At 54.5% G+C, this 16,566-nt stretch carries 21 protein-coding genes; all 21 read right to left on the bottom strand.

The features are described 5' to 3' along the window. Nucleotides 1–6: 6 nt before the first annotated feature. A complete protein-coding gene (fliP, locus tag GC56T2_RS05955) occupies nucleotides 7–675 on the bottom strand; it encodes a flagellar type III secretion system pore protein FliP (RefSeq protein ID WP_144973749.1) in 669 nt (222 codons plus the stop codon). Beyond that, nucleotides 668–1,315 carry a flagella biosynthesis regulatory protein FliZ gene (gene fliZ, locus GC56T2_RS05950; protein WP_370454560.1) on the bottom strand — a complete coding sequence of 216 codons (648 nt, stop codon included), beginning with the start codon at nucleotides 1,313–1,315 and terminating at the stop codon, nucleotides 668–670. Before fliZ ends, fliP begins: the two co-directional genes overlap by 8 nt. A gap of 25 nt (nucleotides 1,316–1,340) precedes the next feature. After that, entirely contained in the window at nucleotides 1,341–1,700 is a 360-nt protein-coding gene (locus tag GC56T2_RS05945) for a response regulator (protein ID WP_033023025.1), read from the bottom strand. A 23-nt stretch (nucleotides 1,701–1,723) separates the two neighbouring features. Beyond that, entirely contained in the window at nucleotides 1,724–2,887 is a 1,164-nt protein-coding gene (gene fliY, locus GC56T2_RS05940; protein WP_144973747.1) for a flagellar motor switch phosphatase FliY, read from the bottom strand. Then, nucleotides 2,877–3,881 carry a flagellar motor switch protein FliM gene (fliM, locus tag GC56T2_RS05935; RefSeq protein WP_144973745.1) on the bottom strand — a complete coding sequence of 335 codons (1,005 nt, stop codon included), beginning with the start codon at nucleotides 3,879–3,881 and terminating at the stop codon, nucleotides 2,877–2,879. The genes fliY and fliM overlap by 11 nt, the downstream gene beginning before the upstream one ends. A gap of 27 nt (nucleotides 3,882–3,908) precedes the next feature. Beyond that, nucleotides 3,909–4,337 (bottom strand): flagellar basal body-associated protein FliL, encoded by a 429-nt coding sequence (gene fliL / locus GC56T2_RS05930; RefSeq protein WP_144973743.1) that lies wholly within the window; start codon nucleotides 4,335–4,337, stop codon nucleotides 3,909–3,911. After that, a complete protein-coding gene (locus GC56T2_RS05925; RefSeq protein WP_033023261.1) occupies nucleotides 4,324–4,548 on the bottom strand; it encodes a flagellar FlbD family protein in 225 nt (74 codons plus the stop codon). Before GC56T2_RS05925 ends, fliL begins: the two co-directional genes overlap by 14 nt. A 46-nt stretch (nucleotides 4,549–4,594) precedes the next feature. Beyond that, nucleotides 4,595–5,407: a flagellar basal body rod protein FlgG gene (gene flgG / locus GC56T2_RS05920; RefSeq protein WP_144973741.1), complete on the bottom strand. Its 813-nt coding sequence runs from the start codon at nucleotides 5,405–5,407 to the stop codon at nucleotides 4,595–4,597. 15 nt (nucleotides 5,408–5,422) lie between these two features. Beyond that, nucleotides 5,423–5,851, bottom strand: a complete 429-nt coding sequence (gene flgD / locus GC56T2_RS05915; protein ID WP_144973738.1) for a flagellar hook assembly protein FlgD — start codon at nucleotides 5,849–5,851, stop codon at nucleotides 5,423–5,425. A gap of 11 nt (nucleotides 5,852–5,862) precedes the next feature. Beyond that, the gene (locus GC56T2_RS18065) at nucleotides 5,863–7,065 is read right to left on the bottom strand and encodes a flagellar hook-length control protein FliK (protein WP_255516028.1); all 1,203 of its coding nucleotides are present in this window, start codon (nucleotides 7,063–7,065) and stop codon (nucleotides 5,863–5,865) included. After that, the gene (locus GC56T2_RS05905) at nucleotides 7,062–7,673 is read right to left on the bottom strand and encodes a MotE family protein (RefSeq protein ID WP_144973736.1); all 612 of its coding nucleotides are present in this window, start codon (nucleotides 7,671–7,673) and stop codon (nucleotides 7,062–7,064) included. Before GC56T2_RS05905 ends, GC56T2_RS18065 begins: the two co-directional genes overlap by 4 nt. Beyond that, nucleotides 7,674–8,120: a flagellar export protein FliJ gene (gene fliJ, locus GC56T2_RS05900; protein ID WP_144973734.1), complete on the bottom strand. Its 447-nt coding sequence runs from the start codon at nucleotides 8,118–8,120 to the stop codon at nucleotides 7,674–7,676. Between the two features lie 42 nt (nucleotides 8,121–8,162). Then, nucleotides 8,163–9,446 carry a flagellar protein export ATPase FliI gene (fliI, locus tag GC56T2_RS05895; protein ID WP_255516027.1) on the bottom strand — a complete coding sequence of 428 codons (1,284 nt, stop codon included), beginning with the start codon at nucleotides 9,444–9,446 and terminating at the stop codon, nucleotides 8,163–8,165. 4 nt (nucleotides 9,447–9,450) lie between these two features. Then, nucleotides 9,451–10,230, bottom strand: coding sequence for a flagellar assembly protein FliH (gene fliH / locus GC56T2_RS05890; protein ID WP_144973730.1), 780 nt, complete (start codon nucleotides 10,228–10,230; stop codon nucleotides 9,451–9,453). Next, nucleotides 10,214–11,233 carry a flagellar motor switch protein FliG gene (gene fliG, locus GC56T2_RS05885; RefSeq protein ID WP_144973728.1) on the bottom strand — a complete coding sequence of 340 codons (1,020 nt, stop codon included), beginning with the start codon at nucleotides 11,231–11,233 and terminating at the stop codon, nucleotides 10,214–10,216. The genes fliH and fliG overlap by 17 nt, the downstream gene beginning before the upstream one ends. A 12-nt stretch (nucleotides 11,234–11,245) precedes the next feature. Next, entirely contained in the window at nucleotides 11,246–12,829 is a 1,584-nt protein-coding gene (fliF, locus tag GC56T2_RS05880; protein WP_144973726.1) for a flagellar basal-body MS-ring/collar protein FliF, read from the bottom strand. A gap of 82 nt (nucleotides 12,830–12,911) precedes the next feature. Beyond that, on the bottom strand, nucleotides 12,912–13,208 hold the full coding sequence (fliE, locus tag GC56T2_RS05875; protein WP_144973724.1) for a flagellar hook-basal body complex protein FliE: 297 nt from the start codon (nucleotides 13,206–13,208) through the stop codon (nucleotides 12,912–12,914). 19 nt (nucleotides 13,209–13,227) lie between these two features. Beyond that, complete coding sequence (gene flgC / locus GC56T2_RS05870) at nucleotides 13,228–13,680, bottom strand: flagellar basal body rod protein FlgC (protein ID WP_033022999.1); 453 nt, start codon at nucleotides 13,678–13,680, stop codon at nucleotides 13,228–13,230. Nucleotides 13,681–13,683: 3 nt separating this feature from the next. Beyond that, nucleotides 13,684–14,073 carry a flagellar basal body rod protein FlgB gene (flgB, locus tag GC56T2_RS05865; protein ID WP_144973722.1) on the bottom strand — a complete coding sequence of 130 codons (390 nt, stop codon included), beginning with the start codon at nucleotides 14,071–14,073 and terminating at the stop codon, nucleotides 13,684–13,686. Nucleotides 14,074–14,368: 295 nt separating this feature from the next. Next, on the bottom strand, nucleotides 14,369–15,148 hold the full coding sequence (gene codY / locus GC56T2_RS05860) for a GTP-sensing pleiotropic transcriptional regulator CodY (RefSeq protein ID WP_011230715.1): 780 nt from the start codon (nucleotides 15,146–15,148) through the stop codon (nucleotides 14,369–14,371). Nucleotides 15,149–15,164: 16 nt separating this feature from the next. Further along, on the bottom strand, nucleotides 15,165–16,559 hold the full coding sequence (gene hslU / locus GC56T2_RS05855) for an ATP-dependent protease ATPase subunit HslU (protein WP_144973720.1): 1,395 nt from the start codon (nucleotides 16,557–16,559) through the stop codon (nucleotides 15,165–15,167). Nucleotides 16,560–16,566: the final 7 nt, after the last annotated feature.

The following is a 16,566-nucleotide window of genomic DNA, read 5'->3' as shown; positions in this document are numbered from 1 at the left end:
ATTCTTTTATTGAAAACTTTGCAGCAATGATTTGATGACTAAATGCCATCCATCGACGAGAACAAACAATAAAATTTTAAACGGCAGCGAAATCATCACCGGCGGCAGCATCATCATCCCCATCGACATGAGGACGCTCGCGACAATCATGTCGATGACGAGAAACGGAATGAAAAGCATAAATCCCATTTGAAACGCCGTCTTCAATTCGCTGATCGCAAACGCCGGCACAAGCGCAGACAAAGGAATGTCGCGGACCGTTTTTGGCTGCTCGGCGCCGCTGTAAGACAAAAACAGCGCCAAATCTTCCTGCCTTGTATGCTCGCTCATAAATTGCTTCAGCGGAACCGCGGCCCGCTCGTACGCCTCATCCAAGTTGATTTGGTCATTGAACAGCGGCTGTAGCGCCTGGTCGTTGATTTCTTTCCATGTCGGCGCCATAATGAAAAAGGTTAAAAACAAGGCGAGCCCGACGAGCACTTGGTTCGGCGGCATTTGTTGCGTCCCGAGCGCCGTGCGCACGAACGACAACACAATGACGATGCGCGTAAAACAAGTCATCATGATTAAAATGCCGGGAGCAATCGACAAAACCGTTAGCAACAGCAGCAGCTTCACCGATGTCGAGACGTGTTCGGGAGCCATCGACTGAAACATATGGACGAATTCATTCATCGCCGCCCGTCCCTTTCTCTTTCACGCGCTTGAGCCATTCGTTCCGCTTTTCAGCCATTCGCTTCATCTCCTCAGTCAACAGCGCCGAAAACGGCCGGGAGGAGTCGGTTTCCCCCTTCATTTTGGCCATCCACTGTTCGCGAAGGCGGACGCCAAACCGGCCAAATTCCGTCATTCGTTCCACCCGGTTGCGGTGTTGAGCCAACAGCTCGCTGATTTCCTCCTCATCCTCGATCTCCCGAAGCAGTTGAATGGAGTCGGCAACGCCGATGACAAGCAGCCGGCGCCCAACTTTCACCAACTGAACGGAGCGGTTCGCCCCGACGCTCGTTCCGCCCAGATGCTCGATGACACCTTTGGAGTTCGACAACAACAGCTGGCGGCGGCCAAGCCATTTCAAGAGCGCATAAAGAAGCAGGAGAACAAAAGCGGTCGCTCCGATCAAACGGAGCACATCGGAGGCGGAAACGGCATCCGCTGCGGGAGCGGGCGCTGTTTCCGATCCACGAGCCGGAACGTCCGGTCCGCACGCGTCCGGATGCTTGAGACAATCGGCGACCGTCGGATTTTGCGCGGCCGCTGCCGGCATTCCGCCAAGCACGATCGCCGCCGCCATCACGACAGCCGTCCACCACTTCATGGGCACGATATTCACCGTTGGCCGCCTACCCGATCGTTTTGTTGATCGCTTCAATGACGCGGTCAGCTTGGAACGGCTTGACGACGAAATCTTTCGCTCCGGCTTGAATGGCGTCAATGACCATCGCTTGCTGCCCCATCGCTGAGCACATAATGACTTTGGCGTTGCTGTCGATTTTTTTGATCTCTTTGAGCGCGGCGATCCCGTCCATCTCCGGCATCGTAATGTCCATCGTCACGATGTCGGGGCGCGTCTCTTTATACTTTTCGACCGCCTGCCGCCCGTCAGCTGCTTCCGCGACCACCTCGTGGCCGTTTTTCGTCAAAATGTCTTTGATCATCATGCGCATAAACGCCGCATCATCAACGACAAGCACTCTTGCCATGATTCCTACCTCCTGCATGCCTGTTATTTTAGCCGTTTTAACCGATCGCTTTGGCTCATAATATCGGTGATGCGCACCCCAAAGTTTTCGTCGATGACGACGACTTCGCCTTTGGCAATCAGCTTATTGTTGACAAAAATATCAACCGGCTCCCCGGCCAGTTTGTCCAATTCAATAATGGACCCCGTTGACAGCTGCAAAATCTCTTGAACGGAACGTTTCGTCCGCCCGAGCTCCACCGTCACTTGCAGCGGAACATCAAACAGCAGTTCCAAATTGCGCGTCTCAGCAGCCGCTAACGACGGAGCATCAAATTCAGCAAAATCGGCGGTTTGGATAGGCCGAACGTCCGCTTCCTTCACGCGCTCGGCCGAAGCTTGTCCCGGCCGGCCGGCGGGCTGGGAAACCATCGCTCCCCCCACATTCGCCGGCGTCGGAGCAGGCTCGGGCCCATCAGCGGGCATGGCGCGCGCGTGCGCCGGCTCCGTCCGCTCTTCCACATCTTTCGGCTCGGAAGGAGACCCAAGCAGCAAGCCAACCAATTCCTTGGCGAAATCCACCGGCAACAGCTGCATAATGTTGGAGTCGATCAACTCACCGACCTTCAACCGGAAGGACACTTTAATGAAAAACTCCTCATCCGGTAAATACTCCAGCCCTTTTCCTTCGGACAAATCAAGAAGATGAAGCGTCGGCGGAGAAATGTCCACTCGCTTGCCAAAAACCGTCGACATCGATGTTGCTGCCGACCCCATCATTTGATTCATCGCTTCTTGAACCGCGCTCAATTGAATCTCGCCAAGCTCATCATTCACCGCCGTTCCGTCGCCGCCCAGCATTAAATCGGCGATCACCGCCGCATCATGCTGCTTGATGACGAGCAAATTCGTTCCGAGAAACCCGTCCGTGTAGTTGACTTGAATGGCGACATACGGATGGGGGAATTCATCGGCGATTTTCGACCGTTCAATCACGGACACGTTCGGCGTCGTGATTTCCACCTTTTGATTCAAGAGCATTGACAGCGCCGTGGCCGAACTGCCGAAGGAAATATTCCCAATTTCCCCAATAGCGTCCTGTTCCAGTGGAGAAAAGATGTCATGAAGCGCCGGGATCCCTTCACTGTTGCCCATTCCGCGCAACAACGCATCGATTTCATCTTGTGAAAGCATTCCATCATTCATCATGGCTGTCTCCGTCCCCCTCGCTCATCGCTAAAATTTGCACCGCCAGCTTTTTGTTCCGCTTGCCGGGCTGGCCGATAAATTTCGGGATATGGCCGATTTTGACGACCAGCGGTTCATGGATGGACTGCTCAAGTTGGATCACATCGCCGACCTCGAGCTGAAGAAATTCATTGATCGTAATGGACGCGGTGCCGAGCTCGGCAATGATCGGCAGCTTGGCCGCACGGACGCGCTGTTCCAACTGTTTCGCTTCCTCGGGGGAACGATCCCTTTTTTGCGCCTGCATCCAATAATGCACCGACAGCCGCGGCATGATCGGCTCGAGCACGACGTGCGGAATGCAAACGTTCATCATGCCGCGCGCTTCACCAACTTGCGTGTTGAGCGAAATGACGACAACGGTGTCATTCGGCGCAATCATGCGCAAAAACTGCGGATTGACTTCAAAATCGACAAACAGCGGATCGACCTCAGCCACCGACTCCCACGCATCACGCCAGTGGACAAATGCTTTGTCAAACAAATTGGACATGATGCGCGTTTCGATCTCCGTCAGCTGATCCACTTTGTCCATGCCAACGCCGCGTCCGCCCATCACCCGATCCAACATGGCATAGGCGATATTCGGGTTGACTTCCAAAAGCACGTGGCCATTCAGCGGCGGCACCTCGAAGACGTTGATCACCGTCATCTTCGGAATGGAGCGGACGAACTCTTCGTATGGGATCTGATCGGCCGAAGCGACCGAAATTTGCACATACGTGCGCAGCTGGGCGGAAAAAAACGTCGTCAACAGGCGGGCGAAGTTTTCGTGAATGCGCGTCAAACTGCGAATCTGGTCTTTCGAAAACCGAAGCGCCCGCCGGAAGTCGTACGCTTTGACGCGCCGTCCTTCTTCTTCTTTTTTCAACTCTTCCGCGCTCATTTCCCCGGTGGAAAGCGCGGCCAACAGCGCGTCAATTTCGCTTTGTGACAATACTTCCCCGGCTGTCATCTCACCTTCCCCCCTTTAGTCGGCAGGCTATTGGAGGATAAAGGAAGTGATGTAGACATTCTCTACTTTCCCTTCCTGCATCAACCCATTGATGTCACGCTTCAGCCGTTCTTTTAACGCCGCCATTCCTTCTTTTCCTTTAAAATCGGCCGCTTTCATTTCCGCCAGTTGTTCAATGATCACATCCTTAATTTGAAAATCGCGCTTCTCCGCCTCTGCCCGCGCTTTGTCACTATCCGTTTGGATTTTAAATGCGATTTTAATATAGCGGCCATCGGCTAAATTCGTTGTCATCTCCGGAATGTCGATCGAGCTTTCCGCCAGTTCGTCAGCGCTCGGCGCCTCCTGCTCTTTGGCATTCCCCATCTTCGTCACCGCCACCAGCACCGCTGTGCCGGCCAAGGCGATGACCGCCAACAAAACAATCATCAGTTTTATTGCCTTATTCCCTTTCACTGTCCAATCCTCCTGCTCCCGATAAGCGAAACATGCCGATTTGCCGATAAAATTCGCTTGCGAGCGCCGTCACTTGCTCAACCGTTTCGCGGACGACGAATTTTTTTCCGTTTGTCAAAGTTACAGTCGTGTCGGGAAACGCTTCAACTTGTTCAATGTACAGCGCATTGAGCGTAAACCGTTTGCCGTTGAGCTTCGTCAATGAAATCATCGGCAAAAGCGGGCGAGAGAAAGCCGCTCACGCCCTACCTCCTATTCTATTTTTTCAAGTTCACGAGCTCTTGCAAAATTTCATCCGAGGTGGTAATGATGCGCGTGTTCGCTTGGAAGCCGCGCTGGGCAACAATCATCTCCGTAAATTCTTCCGCTAAATCGACATTGGACATTTCCAGCGCTCCGGAGACAATCGCTCCGGTTCCCCCCGTACCGGGCGTCCCTGTTGTCGGCTGGCCGGAGTTGGCTGTGTCACGGAACAAGTTGTTCCCTACTTTTTCTAACGCATCGTTATTAACGAATTTCGCCAATTGAATCCGTCCTGCTTGTTGCAGTGCACCAGAGGCATCGACATAGTTAACGGCTCCATCCGCCCCGATGCTTAAACTTTTGGCATCGGCAGGAATTCGGATCGGGCTCAATCCCGCTGCCGCCCCCGTCTGACCGAGCAGGTACTGGCCATCCGCATTCACAATATAGCCTTGTGAATCAAGATAGAAGTTTCCTGCTCTCGTATACAGACGATTGTTTCCGGACGAATCGCCGATGACGAAAAATCCGTCGCCGGAAATGGCCAAATCAAGCACCCGACCCGTTGTTTGCAAGCTTCCTTGAGTGTGAACGGTGTCAATGGCGGCCAGCTGGGCGCCAAGCCCCACCTGTTTTGGATTCGTTCCGCCGCGGCCAGCGCCTGGAGCGCTCGCCCCGGAGATCGTTTGACTCATTAAATCTTTAAAAATCGTTCTTCCTTTTTTAAAACCGTACGTGTTGACATTGGCAATATTGTTTCCGATCACATCCAGTTTCGTCTGGAAATTGCGCATGGCACCAATGCCCGAATACATGGAACGAAGCATCGATTTCTCTCCCCTTTACGATGTTTGTTCGACTTTGATAACTTCATCGGCCGCGATCATCGCACCATTTTCAAGCCCTAAAACCACCTGTCCGTCCTTTTGTTGGACAGATTGAACAACCGCTTGTTTGACGTCACTACCATCCAGCCAAGAAACCGTTTTGCCGATCCATTCACTATAGCGCAAAAGCATATCGCGGTGGCTCGTTTGCATCCATTGTTGCATCAAATCGGCAATATTCATCATTTGCTCAAGCGAAGAAAAACTCGCCATTTGCGAAATAAAATCTTTATCTTCCATCGGATTAAGAGGATCTTGGTTTTGCAACTGAGCGAGCAAAATTTTTAAAAAGTCGTCTTTCCCTAAAATTCGATTTCCCGTTTTCGACTCCGGCTGAGCGGCGTTAGCTAGCCACAAATTCGAATCAATGGCGTTTGTCGCCATTTTTCATCCTCCTATCCATCCGCCTCCACCCCGTCTAATGCAAACGGGGAAGAAGGCGATGATTCCCGCTTTTGTTCCCGCCGCGATTCATCATGTTGGCGGCCGCCTTGGCGCTTCTCGGACTGCGGCGGCAACGAAGAGCCCTCCCAATCGGTCCAAACCGTCCACTTTTCAACCGTGATCTGGCTCGCATCAAGCAGCTGGGTGAGCTGCGGCAGATGAGCGTGAAGGAGCTCTTTGACCGCATCGTTAGCTACGAGCAGCTTGGCGGTCAGCTTCCCGCCCTCGTGTGTCATTTTCACCGTCACTGTGCCAAGATGCTCGGGATGAAGACGGATGACGAGCTGCGCCGCCCCTCCCGGGAGCCGCATCCAACGTCCCAACCGCAAAGCGCGGGCGACTTGGTCAACAAGAAAATCCGAATGCCCATTTTCCGCTTGACTCGTCTGGCTGTCTGAACCGAGCGGCGGAGAGAACCAGGAAGTCGGATGGGCAGAAAATCCTGCCTGTCCATCCGTTCGCACTCCGTCCTCTCTGCGAAGCGAAAGCCGCTCGTGAGCAGAGACGGTAGTGCTGACATCAACGGGGAGAACTGGGTCGAGCGCTTGTTGTTCATGTTCTCCCACAAGCGACAAAGAAGATAGAGGGATGGATGTCGTTTCAGCGTGCTGCTGAGCAACCCCTTGGTTCGCCTTATATGACCAAGCATAGGACGCTCTCTCTGCCGACAAACGGTTACTATCGTGGTTCGATGCCTGTTCGACGATCGCGACCAAGCGCCCCACTTCATACGCGGCCATTCTCCCCTCTCTCCCAAGGTCAAGCGCCCCAATGTCAATGGATGAACGTTGGCCTTTGCGATCAGGCTGAGGAGAAATGAGTTGACCCTCTCTTGCGACAACCATTTGGTCATCTCCGGTTTGTAAACAACGGAACGCCGGGAAAATTCCGATCATCGGGCCAGTAAAAAGGGAAAGCCACTCGAAACCGCCCTGTCCATTGGTTTGTTCCGCTTTGTTTTCGAGTTGTTCCGCCTTGTTTTCCGGCAAAGGGGGCCGCTCCGCCACCGCGGTTTCCACCGGGAGGGGTTCGGTCTGTTTGTGTGCGAGCAATTGTGCGAATGCCCCGCTGGGCCCGGTTTCCTTTTTGGACGGCGCCGGGGCGGACTGATCGCCCATGGCCTGCGGCGAACGGGCTGTCAACGTCACATTCATTGGGCCGCCTCCTCTCCCATCGTCGATTTGCTCAGCGAGGACAACAGCTTCGCTGCTTGTTTCGCCGGCATTTTGTCCAAAATCGCCGCCGCTTTGTCGCGGTCCATCTTGCTTAACACATCAAGCGCCTCGTTCTCGGAAAGCTCGGCTAAAACGGCCGCTGCCTGCTTGTCTGACATCGCGCCATACAGGCTCGCGACATCGACGGAAGGAGACGCAGCCTCAGCAGCGGAAGCCGTCGGCTTGTCAGGTTCGGCGGCGGGGGCCGTCAACCGCGCCAGCTCTTTTTCTTTGGCCGCCAGTTCATTTTTGAGCTGGCGAATTTGGTTTTGCTGCTCATCGATCGTTCGTTTTTGCCGTGCGATCGTTTCTTGTTGCTTGGCCATCGCCTCGCGCATCGTTTTCTCCTTTTTCTTCCAATCGATCCACTCCGAAACAAACGGAACGTTCGTGACCCATTGCTTTGCCGTTCTCGCTGCGTCAACACCGGCGGCGTTCAAAATCAACAAAAGGAAGAAAGCGGCAAACACGCTTGGGATGATCACGACGAACAAGAGCCATTGCCAGCGGCTCGTCTGTTGTTCCTGTTCGATGTTGCTTCCCGCCATCTACAACTCTCCTTGGCGCGCAAACCGCTGGATGGCCATTTCATCAAAGAAGCGGCGCTCCGCCTCTTTTTCGAGCTGCTTGGCCCATTGTTGCGCGCGCTCATGCATTTTTTCATATTTTTTCGCCTCGATGTTCAGCTCGACCAAGCGCCGCTGCCGGCGTTGCATCTGCTCGCGCGCCTGCATGACGACGAGCTGATAATGATCGATCGTCCGTTCCATGTTGGCGAGATAGTGCAGCATATAGCGGATGGCCCCAATGGGCAGGCCGGCTCGCAGCTGTTCGTCCCGGGCCGCTTCGCCTCGTTCTTTTTCCTTCAGCAGCCGGTACAGTGTTTCGGCCGCCTGTTCAAACTTGCGCACCGCCGCTTCGTACTCCCCAAGCGCCGCTTGCTTTTCTTTTTCCTTCATCGCCCATATTTTTTGCAACCGAAACATCGTCATCACGTTTGTTCACCCTTTCCCCCGTGAAGATGGCGCACGTCTCCATCACCCGGCCGACAACAGGCGGAACAGCGCCTCAATGCTTTCCTCGCGAGTCGTTTTTTCGTCGATCTCCTGGCGACAAAACGCCATAATGCGCGGATAAAACTGAATCGCTTCATCAATTTCACGGGATGATCCGTGCTTGTACGCCCCAATTTGAATCAAGTCTTCCGAATCCATATAAGTGGACAGAAGGCGACGAAGCCGATTCGCTGCTTCGCGATGCTCGGCGCTGATGATGTGGGGCATGACGCGGCTGACGCTTTTCAGCACGTTAATCGCCGGATAGTGCCCTTTGTTGGCCAGCTGGCGCTCGAGCACAAGATGGCCGTCCAAAATGCCGCGCACCGCATCAGCGATCGGTTCATTCATGTCATCGCCGTCGACAAGCACTGTATAAAAGGCCGTGATCGTCCCGGACGCGTTTGTTCCGGCCCGTTCCAGCAGCTTGGGCAACAGGGCGAACACGGATGGCGTGTAGCCTTTTGTCGTCGGAGGCTCGCCGACAGCCAGCCCAATCTCCCGCTGCGCCATGGCGACGCGAGTGACCGAGTCCATCATGAGCATCACATCGGCCCCTTGGTCGCGGAAATATTCGGCGATCGCTGTCGCCGTATAGGCCCCCTTCACGCGCATCAACGCCGGCTGGTCGGACGTAGCGACGACGACAATCGAGCGAGCGAGGCCGTCCGGACCGAGATCGCGCTCCAAAAATTCACGCACTTCGCGGCCGCGCTCGCCGATCAGGGCGATGACGTTGACATCAGCCGATGTATGGCGGGCGATCATCCCCATCAAGGTGCTTTTGCCGACGCCGGAGCCGGCAAAAATTCCAACCCGTTGCCCTTTGCCGACGGAAAGCAAGCTATCGATCACGCGAACTCCGACTTCAAGCGGCTCGGCGATCGGCGGCCGGGTGAGCGGATTGGGTGGATCGCGCTCGACCGACACGGGCTTTACGCCTAAAGGCAGCGCGCTTCCATCAAGCGGGTAGCCGAGCGGATCCAAAACCGTGCCGATCAGCGCCTCACCGACATGCACTTCGAGCGGTTTGCCAGCTGCTTCGACGAGACAGCCCGGGGCGATGTGCGTCATGGCGGAAAACGGCATGAGCAACACGTGCTGCTCATGAAAGCCGACGACTTCAGCGGGGATTTTGCGGCGGCCGCTCGCTTCATGAATGTAGCAAAGGTCGCCGATCGAACTTTCCGGCCCTTTCGATTCCGTCATTAATCCGATGACGCGTGATACTTTACCAAATCGCCGATACAAGTCAGCCACAGCCATTTCATCAAGAAGCGCCTGCCAGTTCAGGGGACGTTTCCTCCTTCAACCGCCGGAAAAGCGCCTCGCGCAGCCGTTCCAGCTGGGTATCGACGCTTGCATCAATGCGCCCGAACGGCGTTTCAACGAGGCAGCCGTATTCCGGCAGCGTATCATCGGGATAAATGAACAAATCGACGCGCTGCGGAAAAACGGATTTCAGCCGCTCTTGCTGTTCCGTCACCATTTCGTAGCAATGCGGGTGAACGTAAACGGCTACTTCCGTCTGCCGCCGCACTTCTTGCAACGCTTGCAGAACAAGCGGTAAAAACGCGTTCCGATCGTTCTCAAGCGCGGCGCCAAGAATGCGTTCTGCCGCTTTTAGCGCCACTTCGAGCATCGTCTCCGCCGCCGCTTCGATGCGGGCGTAAAACTCGCTGTTCGCCCGCTCCGCCGCGCGCCGCGCCTGTTCCACCCATTCGCGATGCTCGCTGAGCGCCGCCGCGTGCCCGGCTGCGTAGCCGTCTTCATACCCTTGAGCGCGCGCTTCTTGCATAAGCCGCTCTTTTTCGGCCTGCCATTGCTCTTGTTCGCGCGCGAGCTGTTCGCGCATCGCCTGGCAATATTGCTCGGCTTGCCGGCGAAGCTCGGCCGCTTCTTCCCTAGCGGCAACGACCGCTTCCATTTCCTCGTGCCTGCCGTCCATTTCTGAAAGACCGGCGGCGAGCGGATGATGCACGGCGATGATTTTTTTGCCTGCGCGCGCCGCCACCGTTGGCGCTTTAATCACATTAGACAATGATATCATCTCCTCCCCCGCGGGCGATGACGATTTCACCGGCCTCTTCAAGGCGGCGAATGACGCCAACAATGCGCGACTGGGCCTCCTCGACATCCCGGAGCCGAACCGGCCCCATATATTCCATCTCTTCTTTGAACGTCTCAGCCATTCGCGACGACATGTTGCGGAAGACAACGTCTTTCACTTCCTCGCTTGCCACCTTCAGGGCCAGCATGAGGTCGTTGTTGTCGACTTCGCGGATGACGCGCTGGATGGCGCGGTTGTCAAGCGTGACGATATCTTCAAATACAAACATTCGTTTTTTGATTTCCTCAGCCAACTCCGGATCTTGTATTTCCAACGCATCCAAAATCGTTCGCTCCGTGCTTCGATCGACTTGGTTCAACACCTCGACGACCGCTTCGATTCCGCCAGCTTGCGTGTAGTCTTGGACGAACGTTGCCGACAGCCGCCGCTCCAAAATTTGTTCGACTTCGCTGATAATTTCAGGCGATGTGCTGTCCATCAGCGCGATGCGCCGGGCGACATCGGCCTGCATTTCCTGCGGAAGCGCGGACAAAATTTGCCCGGCCTGCGCCGGCTCCAAATAGGAGAGAATGAGAGCGATCGTTTGCGGATGCTCGTTTTGGATGAAGTTTAACAGCTGCATCGGGTCGGCTTTGCGGGCGAAGTCAAACGGACGCACCATCAGCGCCGATGTCAGCCGATGGATGATGTTCATCGCTTTGTCTGGGCCGAGCGCTCGTTCCAGCACTTCTTTCGCGTAGGCGATGCCGCCTTGGGCGATGTAATCTTGCGCTACCGCGAGCTGACGGAACTCTTCGAGCACTTCTTCTTTTTGGTCGGCCGTCACTTGGCGGACGTTGGAAATTTCCAATGTCAATTTTTCAATGTCGTCTTCGGATAAGTGCTTATAGACAGAGGCCGATACGTCCGGGCCAAGGGAAATGAGGAGGATGGCCGCCTTCTGTCTGCCCGTCAGCCCGCCTTTCCGTTCACGCTTTGCCATACGCCGTTCCTCCTACTCTTCCGATAGCCACGTTTTTAATAGTTTGGCAAACTCGTCCGGCTTTTCTTTCGCCAAGCGCTCAAGCTGCCGGCGACGCATCACCGACTCCGTCTCCGGCGGCTCCGGCAACTCCGGCTCCGCCATCGACGGAGCGAGCGGAAACTCTTCCTCTTCGTCTTCGTCCTCGCGGCGGCGGCGCAGCCAGAAGAACAACAGCAAAGCGATCAGCAAGAGCGCTCCGCCGCCGGCGGCGTACCACCACCATGCCGGCCTTGCTGGCGCTGTTTCTGTAAACGTCGGTTTGCCGTTGAATTTTTGTACGGACACAACGATACGGTTGTTGATGTCCTGATCGGTGAGCGTTTGCCCCTCGCCTTTGTCGATCGACGTCCGCACGATCGTCCCTAGCAGCTTTTGAATGTCGTTGACCGTTTCCGGCGGCAGCGAATTCGGATCATCCGGCTTCGGCGGCTCCACCATCACTTGGATGCCTAAGTCGCGGATTTTGTACGGACTTTCCACGATTTGTTTTTTAATTCTGTTGACCTCGTTGTTGACCGTCTCCTCAGTCCGCTCGTAATCGCCGTTTGTGTCGCCGTTGGCGGACTGATAGCCCGGCACTTCGTTCGTGCCCGTTCCGGCCGCGCCGCCCGGGCGCGCCCCGCTTCCCGAATACGCTTCTTTGATGCGCTGGACGCTGATCGCAATGCCTTCATTGTTTTTCTCATCGACCGGGGCGACTAAGTTTTCTTCCCGCTTTTCTTGCGTGAAATCGACATCGGCTGTCACGGAAACGACGACTTTATCCTGCCCCATCATCGTGCCAAGCAGCTGCTGCACTTGGCGCTGGATGTCGCGTTCGATTTGTTTTTTGATTTGCTGCTGCGAAGCGAATGTCGTTCCTGTCGAATTTTCGCCGTCATTTTTCAAATCAAAATACTCAAAAAACTGATTCATGATGACGATATTATCTGTAGAGAGATTGGGAACACTTTTCGCGACGAGGTGATAGAGCGCGCGAACTTGCTCGTCGCTAAACTGGTAGCCCGGCTTCGTCTTCAGCACGATGGAAGCCGAGGCTTCTCCTTTTTCATCAGAAACGAATACGCTCGGCTGCGGAAGCGTAATCATCACTTTCGCATCTTGCACGCCGTCGATCGTTTTGATCAAGTTGGCGAGCTCTGTCTGCATCGCTTTTAACTTCACCATATTAAACTCGTTGTCGGTCATGCCGAAGCTCGCGTTTTGGCCAAAAAAGGAATAGTCGATCGTCCCACTGTTCGGAATGCCTTCGGCGGCCAGCTCCACTTTCAAGGCGTCGACTTGCTCTTTTGGCACTTGAATCGTCGTGCCGCCGTCCACCACTTCAGCCGGCACGCCACGCTCATCGAGTGTCGCCTTGATTTGCCCAGCTTCCTGCGGCGTCAAGTTGCTGTAAAGCGGCACCATTTCCGTTCTCGTCGCCAAAAAGATCGCGATGCCGGCAGCCGCGAGCGCAGCAGCCGCTATGGCGAGCATGAGCCATTTTTGTCTTTTCGTCCGTTCTTGCCAAAACGCGCGAGCGCGGCCCCACCACTCTTTCCATTTGTCTCTCATACGATTCCCCCGATAATCGAGCTGCCCACCGCCATCGCGTCGTGATGGCGGCCGCTTCCATATGTAATGCTGTTCATGGTCGTTACAATGGCATGCGCATCATTTCTTGGTAGGCCTCAATCGCCTTATTGCGAACTTCGAGCGTCAGCTGCAGGGCGATGCTCGCCTTTTGCCCTGCGATCATCACATCGTGCAGTTGGACATTTCCCCCGCGAACGAGCTTTTCCTTTAGCTCATCCGCTTGAAGTTGCGCCTCGTTGACTCGGTTGAGCGCTTCTTTGAAAAAGGCGGCAAACTGCTTTTGCGCCACAGCCGGTTTCACCGGAGAGGAAACGGCCGCGGTCATTCCCAACCCGACGCGGTTGACTCCATCGATCATCGCCCATCCTCCTTACGAACTATTTCCCAATTTCCAACGCCTTCATCAGCATGCCTTTGGAGGCGTTCAACGCCGTGACGTTCGCTTCATAGGAGCGAGTCGCCCCGATCAAGTCGACCATTTCCTTGAGCGGATCCACGTTCGGCAGGCGAACGTAGCCATCGGCGTTGGCGTCCGGGTGATCCGGATCGTACACGAGCTTAAACGGCGCGGGATCCTCGGCAATTTCTCGCACCTCCACTCCGCCTCCTGCCGGCTCCGCCCGTCCGATGGCGGCCTGCAGATAGCTGGAAAATTGAGCACCGCGCGGCTCAAATATGACCACTTTGCGGCGGTACGGCTCCCACTCGCCGTTGACCAAGCGCGCCCGCGTGGTATCGACGTTGGCGATGTTGGACGAAATGACATCCATGCGCAACCGTTGGGCCGTGAGCGCCGAAGCGGAGATGTTCAGGCTTTGAAACATCGACACCGTCTATTTCCCTCCTTTGATCACCGTTTTTAGCGTTGCGAACTTCCCACTAATCTGGTCAACCAACGCGTTGTAATAAATTTGGTTTTCTGCTAATTTTGACATTTCCTGATCAATGTCGACACTATTTCCATTATGATTGTAACTCATGTTGGCGTTGGTCGTCACGATGATTTTTCCGCTTTGTTCACTCGAAAACGGAAAATGCTTCGGGTTCGTCCGTTTCGCTTCAAACTGAAGCGCCCGCTCAAGTTCCGCCTGAAATCGCACGTCTTTCGCCTTATAGCCCGGCGTATCGGCGTTGGCGATGTTGTCAGCAATCGCCTGCTGGCGGAGCGAAGCGTAACGGAGTCCTTGCTCGAGCCAGTGGATCGTCGATGAGAACAACGACAATGGAATCCCCTCTTTTATCCTATTTTTCGACAATTTCTGCTAGCTTTCATTTTACGGGAAAGAGAACGACCTGTATAGCCGGAACTTGGTACTATTTTTCGCCCTTTTGTCGTTGTTCGAAGGCTGGTGAAAACGATTGGTTTCCTTTGATCGATGAGGAAAAGTGTGCAGTGTTGCAAGGTTTTTCGATTTGAGAAACGATGGTAGGAAGCGGTATGCACGATTGAATCACCGGCCTCTGGAAACAAAAACCCGCTAGGCAAAAATCCCTAGCGGGTTGAGACGGCCACGCCGTTTAGCTTGATTTCAATTTTTCCAGTTCGCTTAAAAATTTATCGTTCAATACTTTAATGTACGTTCCTTTCATGCCGAGCGAACGCGATTCAATGACCCCGGCGCTCTCAAGCTTGCGCAAGGCGTTGACGATAACCGAACGGGTGATGCCGACGCGGTCGGCGATTTTGCTCGCGACAAGCAGCCCTTCCGTTCCGTCAAGTTCTTCAAAAATATGCTCAATCGCTTCAAGTTCGCTGTAAGACAGCGAGCTGATCGCCATTTGCACAACTGCTTTGCTGCGCGCTTCTTCCTCGATCTCTTCCGCCTTTTCCCGCAAAATTTCCATGCCGACGACCGTCGCTCCGTATTCGGCCAAAATGAGATCGTCGTTATCAAACTCGCGGTCAAGACGCGACAAAATGAGGGTGCCGAGCCGTTCCCCGCCGCCGTTGATCGGGACGATCGTCGTCAAGCCGGTTTTGAACAAGTCACGATTTTCCACTGGAAACGCTGTATATTCGCTGTTAATATCAATGTTAGGAGACGTTTCCGTAATGTTGAACAAGTTTTTCGTATATTCTTCCGGAAACTGCCGCTCCTCGAGCATCCGTTTCATCCGCTCGTTTTCAATCGATTGCTTAATGGCGAAGCCGAGCAGCTTGCCGCGGCGGCTAACGACAAACACATTGGCTTCAATCACTTCGCAAAGCGTTTCGGCCATTTCTTTGAAATTGACCGGCCGCCCGGCTGCTTTTTGCAGCATCGCGTTAATTTTTCGCGTTTTTTCTAATAAATTCATCGTTTTCATCTCCTCCTCACAAAATAAACTCGCTTAAATCTTTGTTTTTGACGATGTCGCCGAGCTTTTGCTCGACATACTGCGGCGTGATGACGACTTTGTCGATGCCGATGTCCGGCGCTTCAAACAGCAATTCTTCAAGCAGTTTTTCCAAGATGGTATGCAGCCGGCGCGCGCCGATGTTGTCGGTCGTCTGATTCACTTCAAACGCCACTTCGGCAATCTTACGAATAGCATCGTCAGAAAATTCAAGATTTATACCTTCCGTGGCCAAAAGAGCTTGATACTGTTTGATGAGGGCGTTGTTCGGCTCGACTAATATTCTTACGAAATCATCGACGGAAAGTTTCGCCAGTTCGACGCGAATCGGGAAACGACCTTGCAGCTCGGGGATCAAATCGGACGGCTTCGCCATATGGAACGCCCCGGCGGCGATGAATAAGATGTGGTCCGTTTTGACCGGCCCGTATTTCGTCATAACGGTCGAACCTTCGACAATCGGCAAAATGTCGCGCTGCACCCCTTCGCGCGAGACATCGGCCGAACCGGACACCGCCCCGCTGCGGGCGATTTTGTCGATTTCATCGATAAAAATGATGCCGGACTGCTCGGCAAGGCGAATCGCTTCTTGCGTCACTTCATCCATGTCGATCAGCTTTTGCGCCTCTTCGTTGATGAGCACTTTTCGCGCTTCGCTCACCTTCAGGCGCCGCTTTTTGCGCCGCTTCGGCATGAGGCTGCTTAACGCATCTTGCATATTGACGCCCATCTGCTCGATGCCCGCCCCTTGCAAAAAGTCAAACAACATCGGCGGCTGCTCCTCGATTTCAATCGTCACCATCTCGTTTTCGAGCTGGCCGTTTTCGAGTTGCCAGGCGACTTGGCGCCGTTTTCGCTCGACTTGCTCGTCCTCATGGCTGTAGCTGCTGTCTTGTTGGGTCGTCTGTCCCCCGAACAGCAGCTCAAGCGGGTTTTTGATCGTCTGTTTCGGTTTGCCGGGGACAAGCAATTCAACGAGCCGTTTGTTCGCCTGCTGCTCGGCCCGGTCTTTCACCTCGTTCATTTTCCGCTCTTTGACGAGCCGGACCGATGTTTCCACCAAGTCGCGCACCATCGATTCGACATCGCGTCCGACATAGCCGACTTCGGTAAATTTCGTCGCCTCGACTTTGATAAACGGGGCGCCGACGAGTTTCGCGAGCCGGCGGGCGATCTCGGTCTTTCCGACCCCGGTCGGCCCGATCATTAAAATGTTTTTTGGCATCACTTCATCGCGCAATTTTTCATCGAGCAAGCTGCGGCGGTACCGGTTGCGGAGGGCGATCGCCACCGCTTTTTTCGCCTCTTTTTGCCCAACGATAAACTGATCGAGCTTCTCGACAATTTGCCTTGGGGTCAATGTTTCCGCCATCATCGGC

The organism is Geobacillus sp. C56-T2, assembly GCF_007829715.1.
Lineage (GTDB): Bacteria > Bacillota > Bacilli > Bacillales > Anoxybacillaceae > Geobacillus > Geobacillus icigianus.
The sequence above is the reverse complement of the archived record's forward strand: the minus strand, read 5'-3'. Positions and strand labels throughout refer to the sequence as shown.